This window comes from Mucilaginibacter sp. OK268, from assembly GCF_900103125.1.
Classification (GTDB): domain Bacteria; phylum Bacteroidota; class Bacteroidia; order Sphingobacteriales; family Sphingobacteriaceae; genus Mucilaginibacter.
The window spans coordinates 172060-192520 of sequence record NZ_FNJV01000005.1; the positions used below are offsets into that span (position 1 = coordinate 172060).

At 41.1% G+C, this 20461-nt stretch carries 16 protein-coding genes and 1 tRNA gene; 14 read left to right on the forward strand and 3 right to left on the reverse strand.

Annotation, left to right across the window (positions count from 1 at the left end; translation table 11 throughout):
- Nucleotides 1–10: 10 nt before the first annotated feature.
- The 9 genes from BLR84_RS17230 (at nt 11) to BLR84_RS17270 (ending at nt 14013) form a co-directional block, all read left to right on the forward strand.
- Complete coding sequence (locus BLR84_RS17230; RefSeq protein WP_090470606.1) at nt 11–1396, forward strand: SusD/RagB family nutrient-binding outer membrane lipoprotein; 1386 nt, start codon at nt 11–13, stop codon at nt 1394–1396.
- A gap of 445 nt (nt 1397–1841) precedes the next feature.
- Nucleotides 1842–2780: a dihydrodipicolinate synthase family protein gene (locus tag BLR84_RS17235; RefSeq protein ID WP_090470607.1), complete on the forward strand. Its 939-nt coding sequence runs from the start codon at nt 1842–1844 to the stop codon at nt 2778–2780.
- A gap of 8 nt (nt 2781–2788) precedes the next feature.
- Nucleotides 2789–3790 carry a 4-hydroxyproline epimerase gene (locus BLR84_RS17240; protein WP_090470609.1) on the forward strand — a complete coding sequence of 334 codons (1002 nt, stop codon included), beginning with the start codon at nt 2789–2791 and terminating at the stop codon, nt 3788–3790.
- Between the two features lie 48 nt (nt 3791–3838).
- Entirely contained in the window at nt 3839–5080 is a 1242-nt protein-coding gene (locus BLR84_RS17245; protein WP_090470611.1) for an NAD(P)/FAD-dependent oxidoreductase, read from the forward strand.
- A 295-nt stretch (nt 5081–5375) separates the two neighbouring features.
- Entirely contained in the window at nt 5376–6278 is a 903-nt protein-coding gene (locus BLR84_RS17250) for an AraC family transcriptional regulator (protein WP_090470613.1), read from the forward strand.
- Nucleotides 6279–6331: 53 nt separating this feature from the next.
- A complete protein-coding gene (locus tag BLR84_RS17255; protein ID WP_090470615.1) occupies nt 6332–8125 on the forward strand; it encodes a DUF885 family protein in 1794 nt (597 codons plus the stop codon).
- Between the two features lie 49 nt (nt 8126–8174).
- Nucleotides 8175–9584: an APC family permease gene (locus BLR84_RS17260; RefSeq protein ID WP_090470617.1), complete on the forward strand. Its 1410-nt coding sequence runs from the start codon at nt 8175–8177 to the stop codon at nt 9582–9584.
- A gap of 195 nt (nt 9585–9779) precedes the next feature.
- Nucleotides 9780–11486, forward strand: coding sequence for a hypothetical protein (locus BLR84_RS17265; protein ID WP_090470620.1), 1707 nt, complete (start codon nt 9780–9782; stop codon nt 11484–11486).
- A gap of 139 nt (nt 11487–11625) precedes the next feature.
- Entirely contained in the window at nt 11626–14013 is a 2388-nt protein-coding gene (locus BLR84_RS17270; RefSeq protein WP_143013928.1) for a glucosidase family protein, read from the forward strand.
- A gap of 43 nt (nt 14014–14056) precedes the next feature.
- Here the strand turns inward: BLR84_RS17270 and BLR84_RS17275 are convergent, their stop codons facing one another.
- Nucleotides 14057–14536: a YcxB family protein gene (locus tag BLR84_RS17275; protein WP_090470624.1), complete on the reverse strand. Its 480-nt coding sequence runs from the start codon at nt 14534–14536 to the stop codon at nt 14057–14059.
- Between the two features lie 364 nt (nt 14537–14900).
- Here BLR84_RS17275 and BLR84_RS17280 point away from each other — a divergent pair, with 364 nt between their 5' ends.
- Both BLR84_RS17280 and BLR84_RS17285 read left to right on the forward strand, forming a co-directional pair.
- On the forward strand, nt 14901–15359 hold the full coding sequence (locus BLR84_RS17280; protein WP_090470628.1) for a hypothetical protein: 459 nt from the start codon (nt 14901–14903) through the stop codon (nt 15357–15359).
- 173 nt (nt 15360–15532) lie between these two features.
- Nucleotides 15533–16261 (forward strand): PIN domain-containing protein, encoded by a 729-nt coding sequence (locus BLR84_RS17285; protein WP_090470629.1) that lies wholly within the window; start codon nt 15533–15535, stop codon nt 16259–16261.
- A 144-nt stretch (nt 16262–16405) separates the two neighbouring features.
- Here the strand turns inward: BLR84_RS17285 and BLR84_RS17290 are convergent.
- Nucleotides 16406–16485 (reverse strand) — tRNA-Leu (locus tag BLR84_RS17290).
- Nucleotides 16486–16509: 24 nt separating this feature from the next.
- Nucleotides 16510–17034, reverse strand: coding sequence for a Fe-S protein assembly co-chaperone HscB (hscB, locus tag BLR84_RS17295; protein ID WP_090470632.1), 525 nt, complete (start codon nt 17032–17034; stop codon nt 16510–16512).
- 173 nt (nt 17035–17207) lie between these two features.
- Between hscB and kdsA the strand changes: the two genes are divergently transcribed.
- From kdsA to BLR84_RS17310, 3 genes are all read left to right on the forward strand, one after another.
- Complete coding sequence (gene kdsA, locus BLR84_RS17300) at nt 17208–17984, forward strand: 3-deoxy-8-phosphooctulonate synthase (RefSeq protein WP_090470634.1); 777 nt, start codon at nt 17208–17210, stop codon at nt 17982–17984.
- Between the two features lie 88 nt (nt 17985–18072).
- Nucleotides 18073–19008 (forward strand): KpsF/GutQ family sugar-phosphate isomerase, encoded by a 936-nt coding sequence (locus tag BLR84_RS17305; protein ID WP_090470635.1) that lies wholly within the window; start codon nt 18073–18075, stop codon nt 19006–19008.
- Nucleotides 19009–19063: 55 nt separating this feature from the next.
- Nucleotides 19064–20401, forward strand: coding sequence for a nucleotide sugar dehydrogenase (locus BLR84_RS17310; protein ID WP_090470637.1), 1338 nt, complete (start codon nt 19064–19066; stop codon nt 20399–20401).
- Nucleotides 20402–20461: the final 60 nt, after the last annotated feature.

The window sequence follows — 20461 nt, forward strand, 5'->3', positions numbered from 1 at the left end:
AAAAAATATCATGAAAAAAATATCAATGATTTTAATGTCATGTATCCTGATAAGTGTTTCAGGTTGTAAAAAATATATTGACGTAAATACCAACCCCAATCAGCCCCTTGATGTGGCGGAAGCCCAGATACTTGCCCCGGTTGAAGTAGCGCTATCATCAAAACTATATGCAGGCAACGTAGCTGTAATTGTACAGGAATATATGCAGGTGGCGGCGCTAAATCAGGTTGCGCCTAATGCAGGCACTTATTTAATGTATAATACCGATATGAATGATGACTGGAGGACGCTTTATGTAAACTGCTTAAATAACCTGGTAACGCTAAATGCAAAGGCCGTTGCCGATGGGAAAACAAACTATGCCGGCATTGCCAAGATCCTGACCGCCTATTGCCTGGGCACCGGAACAGATCTTTGGGGTGATATTCCGTACTCGCAGGCTTTTAAGGGAACTGCTAATTTTACACCAGTATATGATGCCCAAAAAGATATTTATACTACAATACAAAGCTTGCTGGATGCTGGTATTGCCGACATTGCCAAAAACGGCACTATAACTCCGGGTGGGGATGATTTCTTTTACGCTGGCGATATGAGCAAATGGACCAAGCTGGCTTATACCTTAAAAGCCCGTTACTATCTGCACCTGACCAAAGCGCCTGGATATACAGCTGCCGCACAGGCGCAGTTGGCACTTACAGCGCTTACAAATGGTATGCAATCAAATGACGATGATTTGAAAATGGCCTACGGCGGCGCTGCTGGTGCAGAAAATCCGTGGCAACAGAATTTTATATCAGCTAGCACTATTGTAATGGCTAGCACCGCGGTTAATGGTTTTAAAACACGTAATGATCCACGTTTAACCATCATGGTGGCCCCGGCAACTGCTACGAGCTTATATACGGGATTAGATCAAGGCTTGAGTACTATTGGCCAGCTGGAAGAATACTCGCGTCCGGGAAGCTTTTATGGCGCTGCAGGGGCAAGTAATTATATTGTAAACTACTCCGAAGCCTTGTTTATAAAAGCCGAAGCCACGCTTGTCCTTTCTGGTTATAGCAGCGCGCAATCCATTTATCAAAGTGCCATATCATCGCATATGACAAAATTGGGAGTTAGCACAACTAATGCAAACACTTATATAGCTTCAAGGCCTTTGACCAGCGCCAACGCGGAACAATTGATCATCGAAGAAAAGGGGATAGCGAATTTCCTTTCGCTGGAAAACTTCACCGATTTCAGGCGTACAGGCTTCCCGGTATTGCCTGCGGTTAAAAATGCGTTATCAGCTATGCCGCGCAGGGTGCTATATCCGCAAACAGAAATTATATCAAACCCACAACCACAACAAAGCGCCAAACTAACCGACAGGGTTTGGTGGGATGTGCAATAGATATCACAACAAACAAAACTGGGCCTTTTATCCTGCTAATTAATTTAGTATATTTGTATAGATAACGGCCCGGATGTATGTAAAAAATGCACCCGGGCCGTTTTAGTTAAGCGCCAAAAGGCCCAAAAAAGACTATTTTTTATATAGTTATTTGATTATCAATATTTTAATACTTTTTAAAGTAAAAAAAACGTGTTAAAATTTGTTAAAAAGTGTTAAAATTGATGGTTTTAAGTAAGTTTTTGGCAGTTTTTGAGCCGTTTTTACCCCAATTTAGGCCTAAAAAGTGTTAAAATTGAAGCTTTAAAAAGTTTTATGCATCATGATTTATCACGATAGCGGTATTAAAAATGGTTTTGTTTGATAAAATATGGTTAGTACCTGTTAAATTACTGGCCTATTAATACTTGTTACAACGCTAATTTTGTAAAAAAAACATTTAGAAATGATAACTTTTGATTGGAAAGGCGTACTACCCGCCGTAACTACCAAGTTTACTGATAATGATGAATTAGATTTCGACGCTTTTGATATCAACTTAAATGCCCAACTGGAAGCCGGTGTTGACGGATTTATTCTGGGAGGGTCTTTAGGCGAAGCCAGCGTATTAAGTGATAAGGAAAAGTATGACCTGCTTGCCCATACCGTAGCCTTTGTTGACGGAAAAGTACCTGTGATATTGAATATCGCGGAGCAAACAACCAAAGCTGCTGTTACCTGTGCACAAAAGGCATTGGACAATGGCGCTGATGGCTTAATGTTATTGCCACCAATGCGTTACAACAGCGAAGAGCGCGAAACCATAACTTATATCACTACCATTGCAAAAAGCACGGAACTGCCTATCATGATCTACAATAACCCTGTTGATTATAAGGTAGAGATCACCCTGAATATGTTTGAGCAGCTTGCAGCTTATGATAATATACAGGCGGTAAAGGAATCAACCCGTGATGTTTCAAACGTTACCCGGATGATCAACCGCTTTGGCGACAGGTTTAAAATATTAACCGGTGTTGACCCCCTGGCTATGGAAAGCCTGGTAATGGGCGCCGATGGCTGGGTAGCCGGCTTGGTTGATGCTTTCCCTAAAGAAACTGTGGCTATATACCGTTTGGTTAAGGCTAAAAGATATGATGAAGCATTGGCTATTTACCGTTGGTTTTTACCGGTGTTGGAACTGGATATCCACCCTAAACTGGTACAATACATTAAACTGGCAGAAGTAGCTACCGGTATAGGTACCGAAAACGTACGCGCCCCACGTTTACCTTTAGTGGGAGCAGAGCGTGAAAAAGTTCAAAAGATCATCAGCGACGCGCTTGCTGTTCGTCCGGTGTTGCCTGTAGGTAGCTGGGGTAAAATAAGTGAGGTTGCTATATAATACAACATATGGCCAGTAAAACTTTTTTCTGTATAGATGCGCATACCTGCGGTAACCCCGTGAGGTTGGTGGCTGGGGGAGGTCCAACTTTGAAAGGCGACAATATGAGTCAAAAGCGCCAGCATTTTTTAAAGGAGTATGATTGGATCAGGACGGGCTTAATGTTTGAGCCCCGGGGGCATGATATGATGTCGGGCAGTATTCTGTATCCACCTCACGATCCCGAAAACGATGTGGCGGTTTTGTTTATTGAAACTAGCGGATGTTTACCTATGTGTGGGCATGGTACTATCGGTACCATTACCATTGCTGTGGAAGAGGGCTTGATACAACCTAAAGTGCCTGGCATTATACGAATGGAAGCTCCCGCGGGCCTGGTTTTAATTGAGTATAAACAGGAGGGTAAAAAGGTTACCTCGGTAAAGCTCAAAAATGTAGCAGCTTATCTCGCGGCAACGGATCTACAGGTGGAGTGTCCTGATCTAGGTATGCTTACTATTGATGTTTCTTATGGCGGAAATTACTACGCCATAGTTGACCCTCAACCGAATTTCGGCGGAATCGAAAACTATACTGCCGGGCAATTGATTGCCTGGAGCCAGGTGTTGCGCAAACGTATCAATGAAAAATATACGTTCGTGCATCCGCAGGATCCTACTATAAATACCTGTACACATATCCTTTGGGCCGGGGCTACATTATCTGATGATGCCACCGCCAGAAATGCCGTATTTTATGGCGACAAAGCTATCGACAGGTCGCCCTGTGGTACGGGTACATCCGCCCGTATGGCACAATGGCATGCCAAAGGGAAACTACAGGTTGGCCAGCCATTTATACATGAAAGCATCATTGGTAGTAAATTTACGGGCAGGGTGGAAGAGGTGGTTAAGATCAATGATATAGACGCTATAATTCCGAGCGTAGAAGGTTGGGCCAAAGTTTATGGCTACAACACCATCAAGATCGATGACGACGATCCTTACGCACATGGTTTCCAGGTGATATAACCTGTTTTATTTAAAAAAATCTAATATTTCAATAGCTCAAAATACATTATGGCTAAAGTGCTGATTATTGGTGGCGGGATCGTTGGCTTGAGTTCTGCTTATTATTTACATAAAGCCGGGCACCAGGTTACCGTGATTGATAAAGGGGATATGACCGACAATTGCTCCTACGGAAATGCCGGTATGATTGTACCAAGCCATTTTATACCATTAGCCACGCCAGGCATGGTAAGCCAGGGCATCCGCTGGATGTTTAGCAGTAAAAGTCCGTTTTATGTGAAACCATCGCTAAATCCGGAATTAATATCATGGGGACTTAAATTTCTGAAAAAGGCTAATGCGGCGCATGTAGAAAACTCGGCTATTCCTTTAACCGAGCTTTCACTACTGAGTAAAAAACTTTATCAGGAGTTGAGCAAAGAACCTGATTTTGAATTTGATCTGGTTGAAAAAGGCATCCTGATGTTTTATAAAACCGAAAAAGCTGGGGAGGAAGAAGCTCACATGGCCGAAAAGGGACGGCAGCTGGGCCTGGATATGAAGGTGCTTAGCCCAGCCGATTGCATGAAGCTGCAACCCAAGCTTAACCTGGATGTATTAGGCGCTGTACATTACGGTTGCGATGCGCATCTTTCGCCCAATAAGCTCATGGCTGCTTTATTAAAGTATTTACGAACTGTAGGCGTTAACCTGGTTACCAATAAAGAGGTTACAAAAATTGAAACTTCCAATGGCAAAGTAAGCCGGGTATGGTCATCCGGTGAAGAGTTTACAGCCGATGAATACGTAGTGGCGGGTGGCTCATGGTCGCCTTCGATAGGTAAATTATTAGGATTGAAAATCCTGCTGATGCCGGGCAAAGGTTACTCCTTTAATATTCAGGATGATGCCGAAGTAATGCAGATCCCGGCCCTGCTGGCCGAAGCCAGGGTTGCCATTACGCCCATGAACGGCGGTTTACGTTACGGCGGAACCATGGAGCTTGACCGGATCAATAATCGGGTGAATATGAATAGGGTAAAGGGTATAGTAGAATCTGTACCTCAATACTTTCCTGGGCTTAAACCAGCCGTCCCACAGCAAAAAGATATATGGTTCGGCTTCAGGCCATCCTCAGCCGATGGATTGCCTTACATTGGCCGCAGTAACAAGTACGCTAACCTTATCATAGCCACCGGGCATGGTATGATGGGTTTAAGCTTGGGTGCTGCAACAGGCTTATTGGTGACTGAAGTTATTTCGGGGACACCAACATCCATCAATATCAATGAATTTGCCCCCGACCGGTAGGGCAGATTTAAAAAATTCATACTATTTATACCTTTATTGAGGAGTATCCATAATAGCACGTTTATAATTGTTTAATTAACAATTATAAATGTGCATATTTGATATTCAGTATTGTATATTTAAAAATTGTTTATTTAACAATAAAAAATGGATTGACTATCCATTTTTAAAGCAATTTTTATCTGCCTATCACAATAAATTATCAAATAGTAACCGGATATTATCCTATTATGCTCAATTATTAGTTTTTTAAGTTAAGTAAATGTAAATTCAAGAAGAATTAATTCATATCAAGATGAAAGTTTTACAATTTACCATCCCGTTGCCCCACGATAAAAGTGTGATAGTAGAAAAAGTTTGTCTGCCCCATCATTACCCATATTTACACCGGCATAAAGAGATCCAGATCACCTGGATAAAACAGGGTGAGGGAACTTTGATAGCTGGAAATAATATGCATGATTATTCGGCAGGGGATGTGTTTTTTTTGGGAACGAACTTACCCCATGTATTTAAAAGTAATCCCGAATATTTTGCTCAGAACACCAATAAACAAGTAGAAGCATTAACTATATTTTTTGATCCGGAGGGCACACTGGCCTCTTTTTTTGATCTGCCGGAGATGACCCATGGCAGAATTTTTATGCAACAACATCAGCAAGGGTTTAAAGTTCCTGTTGATAATGCTGATGAGATATCTCAAATAATGACCACTCTGAAAAATGCCTCAGGCTCCGATCAGCTTGTGCAGTTTTTATACCTGCTCAAGGGATTAACTAACATCAAAGATAAATTAGATCCATTATCCACCTATGGCAACCTCCCGGGCATCACCGAAAACGAGGGTATACGCATAGGAAAGATTTATAATTTCATCATGTTACATTATAGTGATCCCATTACATTGGAAGATGTAGCCAAGGTAGCCTATATGACGCCGGAATCATTTTGCCGCTATTTTAAAAAGCATACCGGCCATACTTTTGTTTCATTTTTAAATGAGATCAGGATCAACGAAGCCTGTAAAAAACTCATCGCCCATAAATTTGAGAGCATAAACTCCATTGCTTATAAATGCGGGTTTAACAGCATAACAAATTTTAACCGGGTGTTTAAATACGTTATTGGCAGCTCGCCGCGTGGTTATCTGGATACTTATAACAATAACCTGATAAGTCTGAACAGGGCCGCCAGCTAAAAGTCGCCAGAGAAAAATTTGCGTTCACCTTACCCTTTAATAAATACACAACAGTGCTTATAACTCTTACCAAAAGCTATTTTACACTTCTAATTACATTTTGTTTAACTATATCAGTCTTTAAAGGTAAGGCGCAAACCCCCAATAATCTTTATGAACAAACTAGCGAAACAGCCGGCTTGGTAATCCGGTACGGGCAGGATATTGGCGCTATCAAAGATTTCTACTCTCCATATAGTGTTAACGAGCATGCCGAGTATCAGTATAAAATTAATGTGCTCAATTCGCCAGAACAGCGGAAAAGATTGACAGAAGTTAATAATGATTATTTAAAACAGCTTGATCAAACTGAATTTTCCGCACTGAGTATATACGGCAAAGTTGATTATATACTGCTTAAAAAGAAGATCAATTTTGAATTGATTGGTTTAAAAAAAGAAGAAGAACAGTATAGCCAGATCACAAAATATATTTCGTTTGCTGATGGGATCTATGCGTTGGAACAAAAACGGCGTCGTGGCAATTATCTGGAGGGCGAAAAGGTTGCTGGTGAACTTAATGGCATATTAAAAGAACTAAAAACAGACTCCCTGGCCTATCATAATCTCCCTGGTTTAGATATGCCTCTGGCAAAAATGACCAAGGATGCATTACTGGGCTTAAAAGGCAGGTTAAAGGATTTTTATAATTTTTACAATACCTTCGACCCCAATTTCACCTGGTGGGTACCAGAGCCATACAAGGCTTTGGACAAAGCATTGCAAAAATATAGTGACCTTGCTTTGAGCAAAGGTAAAATCAATACCACTCAAAAGCCGGATAGCAGTGGTATAAAAGGAGTGCCAATCGGTAGGCAGGAGTTGATCAATCAGTTACAGGCTGAGATGATACCTTATACTCCCGAAGAGCTGATTAAGCTGGCCAACAAAGAGTTTGCCTGGTGCGATAAGGAAATGCTGAAAGCATCTCAGGAAATGGGCTTTGGTAACGATTGGAAAAAGGCGCTCGAAAAGGTAAAAAACAGCTATGTACCTGTAGGGCATCAACCGGAATTGATCGTGAAGCTGTATAATGACGCTATCAGCTTTATTAAAGAGCGTGACCTGATAACCATACCACCGCTTGCTGAAGAAACCTGGGGAATGGTAATGATGTCGCCGGAAAGGCAATTGGTAAACCCATTTTTTACAGGAGGGAAGGAGATCAGTATTTCGTACCCCACCAACACCATGCAGCTGCAAGACAGGTTGATGAGTATGCGCGGCAACAACCCTTACTTTTCCAGGGGAACGGTACAGCATGAGCTTATCCCGGGTCATAATCTACAGTATTTTATGAATAGCCGGTACAAAGCATATCGTCAGGATTTTACCACTCCTTTTGCTATAGAAGGATGGGCATTATATTGGGAGTTGCTGCTTTATGATAAAGGTTTTGCTAAAACACCAGAAGAAAGGGTTGGTATGCTGTTTTGGCGCATGCACCGTTGTGCAAGGATCATATTCTCACTTAATTATCATTTAGGTAACTGGACACCACAACAATGTATTGACTTTTTGGTAGACAGGGTTGGGCATGAAAGGGCCAACGCCGAAGGTGAGGTAAGAAGATCATTCAAAGGCGATTATAGTCCGCTTTATCAGGTGGCCTATCTGTTGGGCGGCCTGCAGCTCATGGAACTTAAAAAAGAGATGGTGGATAGTGGTAAAATGACCTACAAACAATTTCATGATGCGGTTATCAAAGAAAATCTTATTCCTGTTGAAATGTTAAGGGCCACGCTAATCAATCAATCTTTAAATAAAGATTTTACCACCAGCTGGAAATTCTATGATTTTAATAAATAACACTGGTACTCATCATCATTCCCCTTTAAAACACTGACCGTTTAGTTATATGGATAACAGCACCTCGTTTAAACCATCACTAAGGCTGATTGATGCTACTATGCTGGTAGCCGGTAGCATGATCGGTTCGGGAATTTTTATTGTAAGTGCGGATATTACCCGTAACGTAGGCAGTGCCGGCTGGCTGATATTAGTTTGGCTCATCACCGGCTTTATGACCCTGACAGCGGCCCTGAGCTATGGCGAATTAAGCGCTATGTTCCCCAGGGCCGGCGGTCAGTACGTTTATCTGAAAGAAGCCTACAGTCCCTTGGTTGGTTTTTTGTATGGATGGAGTTTTTTTACGGTGATACAAACTGCTACCATAGCAGCGGTTGGTGTTGCTTTCGCGAAGTTTACAGCTTATTTGTTGCCGCAGATCAGTGAGGACCTGGTTGCTGTTGATCTTGGTTTTATAACCATATCGCCGGCTCAATTGCTTTCTATTCTGGTTATTGTGCTGTTAACCTATATCAATACCCGGGGCATTAACAGCGGTAAAATAGTGCAAACCATATTCACTATGGCCAAATTGCTTAGTTTATTGGGGTTGATTGTTTTTGGCTTGTTTGCCTTAAAAGCTTCTGTATGGAACAGCAACTGGCATAATGCCTGGAGCATACACCCTTTAAAAACTGACGGATCTATAGCATCGTATACTACCATAGCCGCCTTGGGTGCTATCGCCTCGGCCATGGTGGGTTCCATATTCAGCAGTGATTCCTGGAACAATGTAACCTTTATTGCCGGCGAAATAAAAAATCCGAAAAGGAATATTGGCTTAAGCCTAGCCCTGGGTACGCTCATTGTTACCGTAATATACATTTTAACCAATATCATGTATACCGGCGTGCTTTCGCTGCATGATATTGCTGTGGCAGAAAAAGATAGGGTGGGTGTTACCGCGTCGCAGCAGATCTTTGGAAGCTCGGGTACAATAATTATAGCCTTGCTCATCATGGTATCCACCTTTGGCTGCAATAATGGCCTTATCATGTCGGGCGCCCGTGTATACTATTCAATGGCTAAGGACGGATTGTTTTTTAAGCGGGTAGGGACACTTAATAAAAATGCAGTCCCCGGATTTGGTCTATGGCTACAATGCATTTTTGCCTGTTTATGGAGCCTAAGTGGTAAATATGGCGATCTGTTGGATATGATATCATTTGTGGTAGTTGTATTTTATGTATTGACCATCGGCGGTATATTTATACTGCGCAAAAAAATGCCTGGTGCCGAACGGCCATATAAAGCTTTTGGATATCCCGTATTACCTTTTATTTATATGATCATGGGGCTGGCATTCTGTCTGCTCCTCATTAAGTATAAACCTCAATACACCTGGCCTGGATTGATCATCGCGCTTACTGGTATACCTGTATACTATTTTATTGGCAGTAGTAAGCAGAAAACAATCTAATCTATCAATTTACCAAAACACACCATACAGTAAAAAGCTGACCTCCTGAAAAGACAGACAGGGATAGTGGATCCTTGAGCTATGGCTACATTAGCTTAAACCATTATAATGCTATACGATGAAGTGCACCTATATCTCTGTTTAAGAGACTGAATTGAAAACTTCCATCGTAAGGCTATTCCGTAATCTATTTTAATGAAAAACACCATCAGCAAAGTTTTTGGAGGATCTATCATCATTGGATTGATGTGCATTTGCACGCTAAGCTCTTTTCACAGTCAGAATAAACAGGAAATAACGCCCCCAGAAGATCAGCCAACGCCCCGGATTGTCAATATCGTCAATTTTATACGTTTACTGGAACCCCGTGATGCAGCGATTACAGAGGATGTGTTGTATCAGACTGTGGTTAAGCAAGTGGAGATCATGAAAAAATACAAGCTCGGGGGCACCTTTTTATTACAATATGACGCCCTTATTGATCCCAGGTATCAAAAACTACTGAAGACTTTACCCCGCGACTCTTTTGAGATAGGAGCCTGGTGGGAAATTCCCCAGCCACAGGTAGAGAAGGCGGGATTAAAATGGCGCGGGCGATATCCCTGGGATTGGCGTGCTAATATTGGTTTCTCAACCGGTTACACGCCAAAGGAACGTGAAAAACTGATCGACGCGTATATGGCTGAATTTAAAAAGATCTTTGGATATTATCCCAAATCAGTCGGTTCTTGGTTTATTGATAGTTACAGTCTGAACTACATGTATCAAAAGTACCACATTGTTGCCTCCAGCAATTGTAAAGATCAATACGGTACAGATGGCTATACTTTATGGGGTGGTTATTGGAACCAGGCTTATTATCCAAGTAAGATCAACTCTTATATGCCGGCCCAAAACGAAAAGAACCAGATCCCGGTGCCCATCTTCCGGATGCTGGGATCTGATCCGATACGCCAGTATGATAACGGCCTGGGGACAACACGTCAGGGTGTGGTAACATTGGAGCCTGTTTATAAATTCGGAGGTGGTGATTCTGCCTGGGTCAACTGGTTCTTAAAATCGTTTACGGAAGATAAGTGCCTCGGGTTTAATTATACACAGGCAGGGCAGGAAAATTCTTTTACCTGGGACGCTATGGCTAAGGGGTTCGAGATCCAGATGCCTTTACTGGCGCGGTTGAGGGATGAGCATAAGATCAGGGTGGAAACCATGGAAACATCCGGGCGCTGGTTTAAAGAAAAATATAAAGTTACTCCAGCCACTTCGTTCGCAGTAAGTACGGATATCGAAGGTAGTGATCTTAAAACAGTGTGGTTCAACAGCCGTTTTTACCGGATCAACCTACTGTGGGAAAATGGTAATCTCCGTATCCGCGATCTGCATCTTTTTGATGAAAGTTTCCCCTCTGTTTATACTAAAGAGGTGGCAACATCTAATGAATGCTCTTTTTTTACCCTACCGGTTATTGATGGCTATATTTGGAGTAAACCTAATCAAATAGCTGGCTTAAGGTTAAAAGTGTTGGTTGATGGACAGGAAGTATTGGTAAAAGGGAAAGATCCGGTATACAGCCAAACTCAACCCGGGCACTTGCATGTATCCTGGCCGTTAACATCTGTTAAGGGATCTTTTGAAATGGATATGGATGAAAAACAACTGAAAATGTGCTTAGTTAGCGACCATCCCTATACCTGGTATTTTGATATGACTACCGCTGCTGATGCAAAATTGCCTTATGAAAAAATCCTGGATAACCAGATCACGTGCCGTTTTGAAGGTATGGAATATGTTTTTAAGTCGATCAAAGGCAGTTTTTCAGAACCAGGGAACGGGGTTTTGTTCCGCTTAAAGCCCCAAATGAATACTATTCTTTTTGATCTTTCTGCCATCAAAAAGCCTTGAATTTTTAAGTCGTAACCTTATGTTCATCAAAAAAATACACATTCTTTTCATCTATTCCCTGTTCGTTTTTTCGTTTGTCAGCAGCATGGCGAAGACGACAATGGAAGAAGACAAATCGATCACTATAAGTAGTTCTCATATGTCAATGGTAATTAACTACGGGAACAAAGCCAGTATCACTTCACTTATAGTTAATGGACAAAAAGTAGTCAGCGCTGCGGATGGAGCCTTTACATCTGTAAAGGTTGGCAGTGTCACTTATTCTTCTTTGCATTTGAAAGGCAAACCGGTATTAACACGTTCTACGGCTGGCATCCGGATCAGCGGAATCTGCTATGGCGATGGGGGGGTGACTATTAATGAAAATTGGATCTTCCAGAAACAAAAGGATGGCATTAAATGGGGTATTGAAAGATCTTTTTCAAAAGGGGTGAAAGTAGAAGAGGCCGCTATGCCTGTTATTAATTTTGACGATATCAACACCTGGGAAGGTGCTTACCAGGGTTATGGTGGTATTGCCTGGTTTTACCTGTTTAATGAAAAACTATGTACCTATGGTGTTCACACCCGGTCATCAAGCTTCTGGAATAGTAAAAGTGGTAATGGACTAAATATCGTGGTTGATGCACCGGGTAAAGAGGTTGCGATGAAGTATACCCGTACCAACGAAGACAAACTGGCTTATACGGTTACCGTTGCCGACCGAGAAATGTTACCCCGATCAGACAGCGGAACCAACCGGCGGCGATTTATCAGAAAAAGCACGGATGTTTGGGCTCCGTTTAATATCGTTAGCGGTAAAAGCACACAAAGTTTAACATTCAGTTATTTTGATTATCATGAAAAATATGGCCGGGGTAAGCTTGTGGGGGTAAATGGTGATCAGGTGAATGCTGTATTGGGTACCATTGCCCGCATTGGCGTTATTGATTCACTCCATTTTGGTGGAAACAGCTGGGCAACACCCTATGGCCCAATATGTCTGCATGAACAGTATATTGGCCAGTTAGGCTTAGGTATTAATGATCCCAATTATCTTAACGGATATGAAAGCTGTCTTGATTATTACCGGGATCATGCTATAAAGTCTGATGGACGGGTTTACCCGCGCTGGGCCTATACCAATGAAGATGCCATGCCCAACCAGTGGAATAAAGAAGGTTTTTATGAAGCCCAATGGGGGATATTGATGGATTCGAACCCGGATTTTGTAACCAATGTAGCCGAATTATATGATATGACCGGCGATCAAAAATGGGTAAAAACACACCAGCTTTCCTGCGAAAAGGCCTTGGATTGGATCCTGAAAAGAGACAGTAACGGTAATGGCCTGGTTGAAATGATGACCGATGTTACAGGACAAAAACGAAGCAGCGACTGGATAGATATCATCTGGGCATCCTATGAAAATGCCTTTGTGAATGCCAAACTTTATCACGCCCTGGTAAAATGGGCAACCGTAGAACGTTTGCTTCACAATTCTGTTAAAGCCGGTCAATATGAAGCCTTCGCGACAAAACTCAAAGCAAGTTTCAATAAACCGACCACTCGGGGTGGTTTTTGGGATGAAGAAAAGAATTGTTACGTTCACTGGCGGGATAAGGACAATACCATACATGGGCGTAATATGGTTACTCCGGTTAATTTTATGGCCATTGCCTATGGCATTTGTGAAGACCACACCCGGCAAAAGTTTATACTGGATAATATAGAGGTGCAAATGCAACGGGAAAAGCTTTTCTTCTGGCCATTAGCCATGACCTCATATACTCCAGCAGAAGGAAAGGAATATCAGTATCCCTTTCCGGAATATGAAAACGGCGACCTGTTTTTATCATGGGGGGCTTTAGGAGTTAAAGCTTACGCCGGTTATGATCCTGCTATTGCAGTAAAATACGTGAAAAATGTATTGGCGCAGTATGGTAAAGACGGATTGGCCTATCAGCGTTATGGCCGCTTGAAACAGGATGGCCGGGGCGATGATATTTTATCGGGCAATAGTCTGTCTATAGTGGGTTTGTACCAGGCCATATACGGTGTAAATCCCCTGTACAACCGCTTTTATCTCGATCCGCATATCACACCGGAATTGGCAGGTACCGAACTGAAATATAATTTCAGGGGACAGCATTTAACCATAAATCTTGATAGCGATAACTATTCGGTATCCAACAAAAACTTTAAAGTGATTAGTTCTAAAAGCTTTGGTTTTAATGCTACTATTAATCAATTGTCCTATTTTAATGGCAGCAATCCACATGTGGCCCTGCAAATCACCACAGATAAACCCTTAATAATAAAGCTCAATAACTGGGGACAGAAGAAAAAGGAATGGGAGCAGAGCATAATGAGGCCATCTGCAACATCGCTAATTTATCTGATCAGTCAGCTAAGCCCCAATACGCTGCATGTAATCTCTGTTAATGGGCATCTTTTACAAAAAGTAAGCAGCAATAGTAAAGGGGAGTTGGTTGTGCGTTACAAACCAATACATATCAAGGAGAAAATAAGTGTTGATGCAGAGTAGATAAATTATGTGTATGCAAGGATTTTGCAAAGTATTTTCAGAATTATTTTTTTATGATTTTTGACTTAATAAAACTTAATTGGTCTGCTGTTAGCTCCGACTTATCGATAAAATTCCCAAACTTTTTAGTGTGGTAGAGAATCAAAAACTGGCGTATTTCTTTTTGTTTTATGATATGCTCCCATGAAAATTCACTTTTAAATGTCGTTCCTTTAACCGCCATTCCAGTGTCAGTAAAAGTGTAGGTTATGTCATTTAGCAGGTTGGGATTTGATTTAATTTGGTTGATGGATAATAAAACAATCAGTGATGGAGCTAATAACAAAAATAATCCCAAAATCCCGTCAGCGAACGGAGAGTATACATAAAGATCTATCACATTAAAATAATTTAATAATGCTGTTATGAAAAGATAAAGCCCTGCAATGGTACTAATAATAAATCCCGGTTTTTTATAAAGACCAATAAACATTACTTTGATGTATTCCCGTTGATTTAAGCATGAAGTAATAGAAAAGTTCATCGATATATTGTGATAGTTTATTAAAGGTAAAACAATAGCGTAGAAATAAAAACTATGGTTGTTCCTTATTTTTATATTGCACGGATGTGGTGATAACATCGACCACAGGCTGATCCCGTTTTTAATTGAACAATATGCCGAATGCCCGTTATGAAGGAGATGAGAGGAATATTTTTTGCCGGAAACCTGCAGGACCCAGGCCTTGACGATGTATCCAGCATTCAGAACTTTGATTAATTAAAAGCCGAAATCACACTTGAAGAGAGAATGAATAGAAAGACCAGATTTAAATCCCCCGGGAAATAAACAAATTATATCCTTTAAACTATATTTGTAATATTAATAGATCAAAATAACCTTAACCATGTCAAACAATAACAGAACCATTTACAACCTGCAAAGGTTTCAAATATTACAAACAAAAGTTAATCCTCAAACCTCTGATTATATTCCAGACGCTTACGCTTATGCTTGGTATGATGAAGTTTATCCAATTATGCACGAAAGTGATTTAAGTGGTGATTTGAGTGAGTTCTTTAAAATCTCTAAAGAACAGATTGATCAAATTACCAAATACGCTGACAGTGAATGGTTGGATAAACGCTTGTACACTTTCTATGAATATGAAGATTACTTCAGCGTTAGAACTGCAAACGAAAATAATATTGAACGATTTACTTTAATCGCGGTATTTAAATACGTTTATCTAAGCGGTGGATTTGACGATGATTTTTGGAAAAAGCTGTTAGAACCAATGAAACATCCAGCAGAAGCACAAAGCATTACATCAAAGTTTGATAAGGACTCGATTTACTTTATATAAGTGCGGACATAGAAAACGAAGCCCGAACTGTTTAAAGCAGTAATCTACTAACGAGTCAACGAATGAAGTAGCTGGACTGCTGTTTTTGATTATCAAAAGATCGCTTAGGAGTAGTAAGTGCTTCCGGTATAACTTAGTAAATTAAGTAATTTTCAATTAATCTTAACAGCAATATGATCACCTTAGTTCTGGACACCAATATTTGGATTTATTTGACCAAAGAGATTTTTCATGAGCTTTGGACAAAACTTAAAGAAGAAAAGGAAAAAGAGGGATACACCGTTTTGGTCAATGATATAATATTGCTGGAGTGGGAAAGAAACAAAGCAAAAACAATCTCCAATCTGGCAGACAGCATTAAAACTGAGTATCAGTCAGCAAAAAATCTTGCTAAATTTCTAACTGGGGATGCCAAAAATAAATTTGAAGAAAGTATTGCTAACTATAAAGATGAGGCAAAACGTATCCAAATGGCGACGGAAAGAGTTGAGGAAGTTGAGCAATTTATGCGTAATTGTAAGCTGATTGAAGTAACCGAAGCTCAAAAGTTGTTTATTGCTAACTTGGCTATGAAAAAGGAACCACCATTTCAAAACAATAAGAATAATTTTAACGATGCGTTGATATTTCGGAATATTTGCGAGGCAACCGAAGATGCTTTTCCTTTTGCGCATGATTTGATTTACGTGTCTAATAACCCTGATGACCTCATTGACAAGCAGACAAAAGAAGTTCATGTGAGTTTGACAGAAGGATTAAAGCCAATCAATGTTAAGAATGTCACTGAACTTGGCGAAGCTCTGAAACTGGCACCCGAACTCATCGAGGACTTTGATGAATGGCTTGAGGATCAATTAGACCAACAAGCGCAATATGAATACGATATTGCACGAGGTAAGTAAAAACTTTATACGGGTACATATTGGAAAAGAAAGGTCATAGTTTATCCGAAGTCTCTGACTTCGGATAAACTATGACCTTAGTCTTAATGACTACGCAATAAGTCTAAAACAACAAAGCCCTCCTGATTTCTCAGGAAGGCTTTGTACCCAGCGCCGGAGTCGAACCGGCACGGTTTCCCACAGGTGTTTGAGACCAGCGCGTCTACCAATTCCGCCAGCTGGGCATGCTCTATTGTAAGTGGTATTTCTTACAAGCGGGCTGCAAATGTATCTAAACTCTCTTTAATTCGCAACAGATATTTTTGTCTATAGTAAATTTCTGCTATTTCATTACGCCTGCTTTCCTGGGCGGTATGATCTAAATGCGCATAACCGGCGGTCAAGTTGGCGAGTTTGTCATTAATATCTCCCTCAATAGCAAGTACTTCTGTAGTAACTGCAGCCAGTTGTTCTGCATCATCAACTTCCATCAGGCGTTCATTAATATCCATCATTTCCATTAAAAAATCTGCCGGAAGTTGTGGTTTTGCCCCCTCAGATACCAGGTCATGCAGCTTTAAAATGTATTCCATCCTGCGCGCGGGATCAGAAAGTACTTGGTAAGCTTTATTATTTAGCGTAGATAATTCCAGTATTTCCTGTTGCTTCGCCTCGTCTTCGCCCGCATAAAAATCAGGGTGATATTGCTTGCTTAGCCCATAGAATTTCTTTTTCAGCAGGACCGCGTCAATATCAAAAGATTCAGGTACACCGTAAAATTCAAAATAATTCATAGCACGAATTTCAAGAATGTTATTGAATTAACACGAATTTAGTAAGCACTATTACATGAATATTATCAAATGACTTGAATTATTACCAATTGTTTTGACCGGTGAAATCAGTGTCTGTTTTTTAATTCGTGCTTATCACTATCTTTGCCTCTTATACTATAAAATACCACATCATGTTGTTTGAACAAATGCGGCAAAAGCCGTTCTTTATATTAGGACCCTGTGTAATGGAAAACCAGGAGCTGTTATACCAGGTAGCCGAGAAAGTGGCTGAGGCTGGTGAGCGTTATCAAGTTCCGGTAATATTTAAATCATCGTTTGATAAAGCCAACCGTACGTCTATTCATTCCTATCGCGGCCCGGGTATTGAAAAAGGCATGGAAATGCTGCAAAATGTAAAAGATCGTTTTGGCTTACCTGTAACTACCGATATTCACGAACCTGGCCAGGCTGCTATCGCCGCCCAGGTGGTTGATATATTACAGATCCCGGCCTTTTTATGCCGTCAAACCGATCTGCTGGTAGCGGCTGCTCAAACAGGTAAAATAGTGAACGTAAAAAAAGCCCAGTTTTTGTCGGGGCAGGATATGTTTTATCCGGCACAAAAGGTTATAGAAGCAGGCAATAATCAGGTGATATTGACCGAACGCGGTAATATGTACGGGTATAATAACCTGGCTGTTGATTTCAGGAACATTTATGATATGAAGGCTTTCGGGCACCCGGTTTGTATGGATTGTACCCACTCGGTGCAACGTCCGGGCGGGGCAGGGGGCAAAACCGGTGGTGACCGTACCTTTGTGCCTATGATGGCACTGGCCGCTAAAGCTTTTGGCGCTGATGGTTATTTTATGGAGATACACCCCGATCCGGACAATGCATTAAGTGATGGCCCAAATATGGTTAAGCTCCATGACCTGGATAAAGTATTAGCGCCGCTATTGTCCTGATGATGAGTTTTTAGGTTGGACGTTTTAAGCGGCACCTAAACTGGTTAAATTATAAACATAAAACGTATCACGTACCACGTAAAACGTAATGAAAGATATTGCCAAAAGGGTTTTTGATATTGAGATCGAGTCGTTACAACATGTGGCTGGCTTAATTGATGATGAGTTTACTAAAGTAGTTAATGTTATACTAAAATCTACGGGCAAACTGGTGGTGATTGGGATAGGCAAATCAGGCCTTATTGGTAAAAAAATAGCTGCTACACTGGCCAGCACGGGTACACCGAGCTTTTTTCTGCACCCGGGTGAAGCTTTTCATGGCGATCTGGGTATGGTAAGTTCTAATGATATGGTGATGCTGATATCCTATTCGGGAGAGACAGATGAGGTGCTTAGGATCATCCCGTTTTTAACCTGGAACAAGAACCTCGTTATTGGAGTTACAGGTAATCCGAATTCAACAGTGGCTAAAAACAGTCACCACCATTTGAACATAAAAATTTCAAGAGAAGCTTGTCCGCTTGAACTGGCGCCTACTTCATCAACTACAGCCGCTCTGGTTATGGGCGATGCTCTGGCCATAGCCCTGATGGAATCCCGTGGCTTTCAGCAACATGACTTTGCCCGTTTCCATCCCGGCGGAAGCCTGGGACGTAAGTTACTGGTTAAGGTAAAGGACCTGATGCGTACAGATAAGCTGCCTTTTATAAATGAGAATGCCCCTTTTATGGAGTTATTGCTCAGCATGTCTGCAGGGCGATTGGGGATGGTGATGGTAGGGGATGCCACCTATATTAAAGGGATAGTTACCGATGGTGATTTGCGCAGGGCATTATTACAACATCCGGATACTTCGACATTAACCGTCGCCGAGATCATGACCTCAAACCCCATTATTATTGATGGTGAGGAATTTGTGAGCCGGGCCGAACAATTAATGATCGAAAAAAAGATCACCACTTTGCTGGTGGGCTCTTCTTCAGACAAAACTATTCAGGGTGTTTACCAGATCTATAACCAGTAGGGCGGATTAAGCATCATAAAAAATAAATTATATTTACGATCTACAGCTATAAAAAATGATTGATCAATCGTCAAATCAATTCTCTGAAAAATTTGTACCACCAGCCAGTACTCATATTGCCATTATCGGATTAGGGTACGTTGGTTTGCCCTTAGCCGTAGAGTTTGCCAAAAAATATCCTGTAAAAGGCTTTGATATTAAGCAAAGTCGTGTTGATGAGTTGAATCAAGCCTTTGATCGTACCCTTGAGACCGATTCTGCTGTATTATTATCAGTATTAACAACAGATGCAGGGGCGGGTACAGGCCTAATATTTACATCTTCTGTTCAGGATATTGCCTCATGTAATATTTATATCATCGCCGTACCAACTCCGACAGATCAGTATAACCGCCCGGATCTGAGCTTGCTGATTAAAGCCAGCAAAAGTGTAGGTAGCATACTTAAAGCCAGCGATGTAGTGATATATGAATCAACCGTGTATCCCGGCGCTACAGAAGATGTTTGTATTCCGGTATTGGAGCAAACATCCGGACTGAAATTTAACAACGATTTTTTTGCAGGATATTCACCGGAACGTATAAATCCGGGGGACAAAGTACACACACTTACCAATATCTTAAAAGTAACCTCAGGCTCAACAACCGAGGCCGCTGACTTTATTGATGGGCTTTACCGTTCCATCATAACAGCAGGAACGCACAAAGCCCCCAGTATAAAAGTGGCCGAAGCTTGCAAGGTTATCGAAAATTCGCAACGGGATATCAATATTGCCTTTGTAAATGAGCTGGCCAAGATATTCAACATGATGAATATTGATACCCATGCTGTTTTAGAGGCTGCCGGTACCAAATGGAATTTCCTGAATTTTAAACCAGGGCTGGTTGGCGGGCATTGTACCGGGGTTGATCCTTATTACCTGGCGCAAAAGGCGCAGGAGGTAGGTTATCATCCCGAGATCATATTGGCAGGACGCAGGCTTAATGATGGTATGGGCAATTATGTAGCCCTTGAAGTAATAAAATTGATGATAAAAAATGACATATCAGTTAAGCACTCCAATATATTGGTATTAGGTTTTACTTTTAAAGAAAATTGCCCTGACGTCCGCAATACCCGTGTTATTGATATTGTGAAAGTTTTAAGCGGTTTTGAGGCTCATTGTGAAATATATGATCCCTGGGCCGACCCGGTTGAAGTTAAACAGGAGTATGGCGTAGATACGGTAAAGGATGTAGATAAATTACGCGGAAATTACGATGCTATAGTTATTGCGGTAGGGCACCGGGAGTTTCTTAAACTGAATTATAGCTTGTTAAAGAAAAACGATTTATCAATTATATACGATATCAAAGGAATTTTAGAAAAAGATCTTGTAAACGGACGCTTATAATTCTAGCTTCGTCGATAAAAAAACTGTTTATAGTATTGCAATGTCTTTTGTTTTTGGTTA

Coding starts and splice junctions, on each gene's coding strand:
- BLR84_RS17305 (WP_090470635.1), top strand. CDS start 18,073: ATGAAAGATATTGCCAAAAGGGTTTTTGATATTGAGATCGAGTCGTTA.
- BLR84_RS17280 (WP_090470628.1), top strand. CDS start 14,901: ATGTCAAACAATAACAGAACCATTTACAACCTGCAAAGGTTTCAAATA.
- BLR84_RS17240 (WP_090470609.1), top strand. CDS start 2,789: ATGGCCAGTAAAACTTTTTTCTGTATAGATGCGCATACCTGCGGTAAC.
- BLR84_RS17250 (WP_090470613.1), top strand. CDS start 5,376: ATGAAAGTTTTACAATTTACCATCCCGTTGCCCCACGATAAAAGTGTG.
- BLR84_RS17310 (WP_090470637.1), top strand. CDS start 19,064: ATGATTGATCAATCGTCAAATCAATTCTCTGAAAAATTTGTACCACCA.
- hscB (WP_090470632.1), bottom strand. CDS start 17,034: ATGAATTATTTTGAATTTTACGGTGTACCTGAATCTTTTGATATTGAC.
- BLR84_RS17275 (WP_090470624.1), bottom strand. CDS start 14,536: ATGAACTTTTCTATTACTTCATGCTTAAATCAACGGGAATACATCAAA.
- BLR84_RS17230 (WP_090470606.1), top strand. CDS start 11: ATGAAAAAAATATCAATGATTTTAATGTCATGTATCCTGATAAGTGTT.
- BLR84_RS17245 (WP_090470611.1), top strand. CDS start 3,839: ATGGCTAAAGTGCTGATTATTGGTGGCGGGATCGTTGGCTTGAGTTCT.
- BLR84_RS17270 (WP_143013928.1), top strand. CDS start 11,626: ATGTCAATGGTAATTAACTACGGGAACAAAGCCAGTATCACTTCACTT.
- BLR84_RS17260 (WP_090470617.1), top strand. CDS start 8,175: ATGGATAACAGCACCTCGTTTAAACCATCACTAAGGCTGATTGATGCT.
- BLR84_RS17235 (WP_090470607.1), top strand. CDS start 1,842: ATGATAACTTTTGATTGGAAAGGCGTACTACCCGCCGTAACTACCAAG.
- BLR84_RS17285 (WP_090470629.1), top strand. CDS start 15,533: ATGATCACCTTAGTTCTGGACACCAATATTTGGATTTATTTGACCAAA.
- kdsA (WP_090470634.1), top strand. CDS start 17,208: ATGTTGTTTGAACAAATGCGGCAAAAGCCGTTCTTTATATTAGGACCC.
- BLR84_RS17265 (WP_090470620.1), top strand. CDS start 9,780: ATGAAAAACACCATCAGCAAAGTTTTTGGAGGATCTATCATCATTGGA.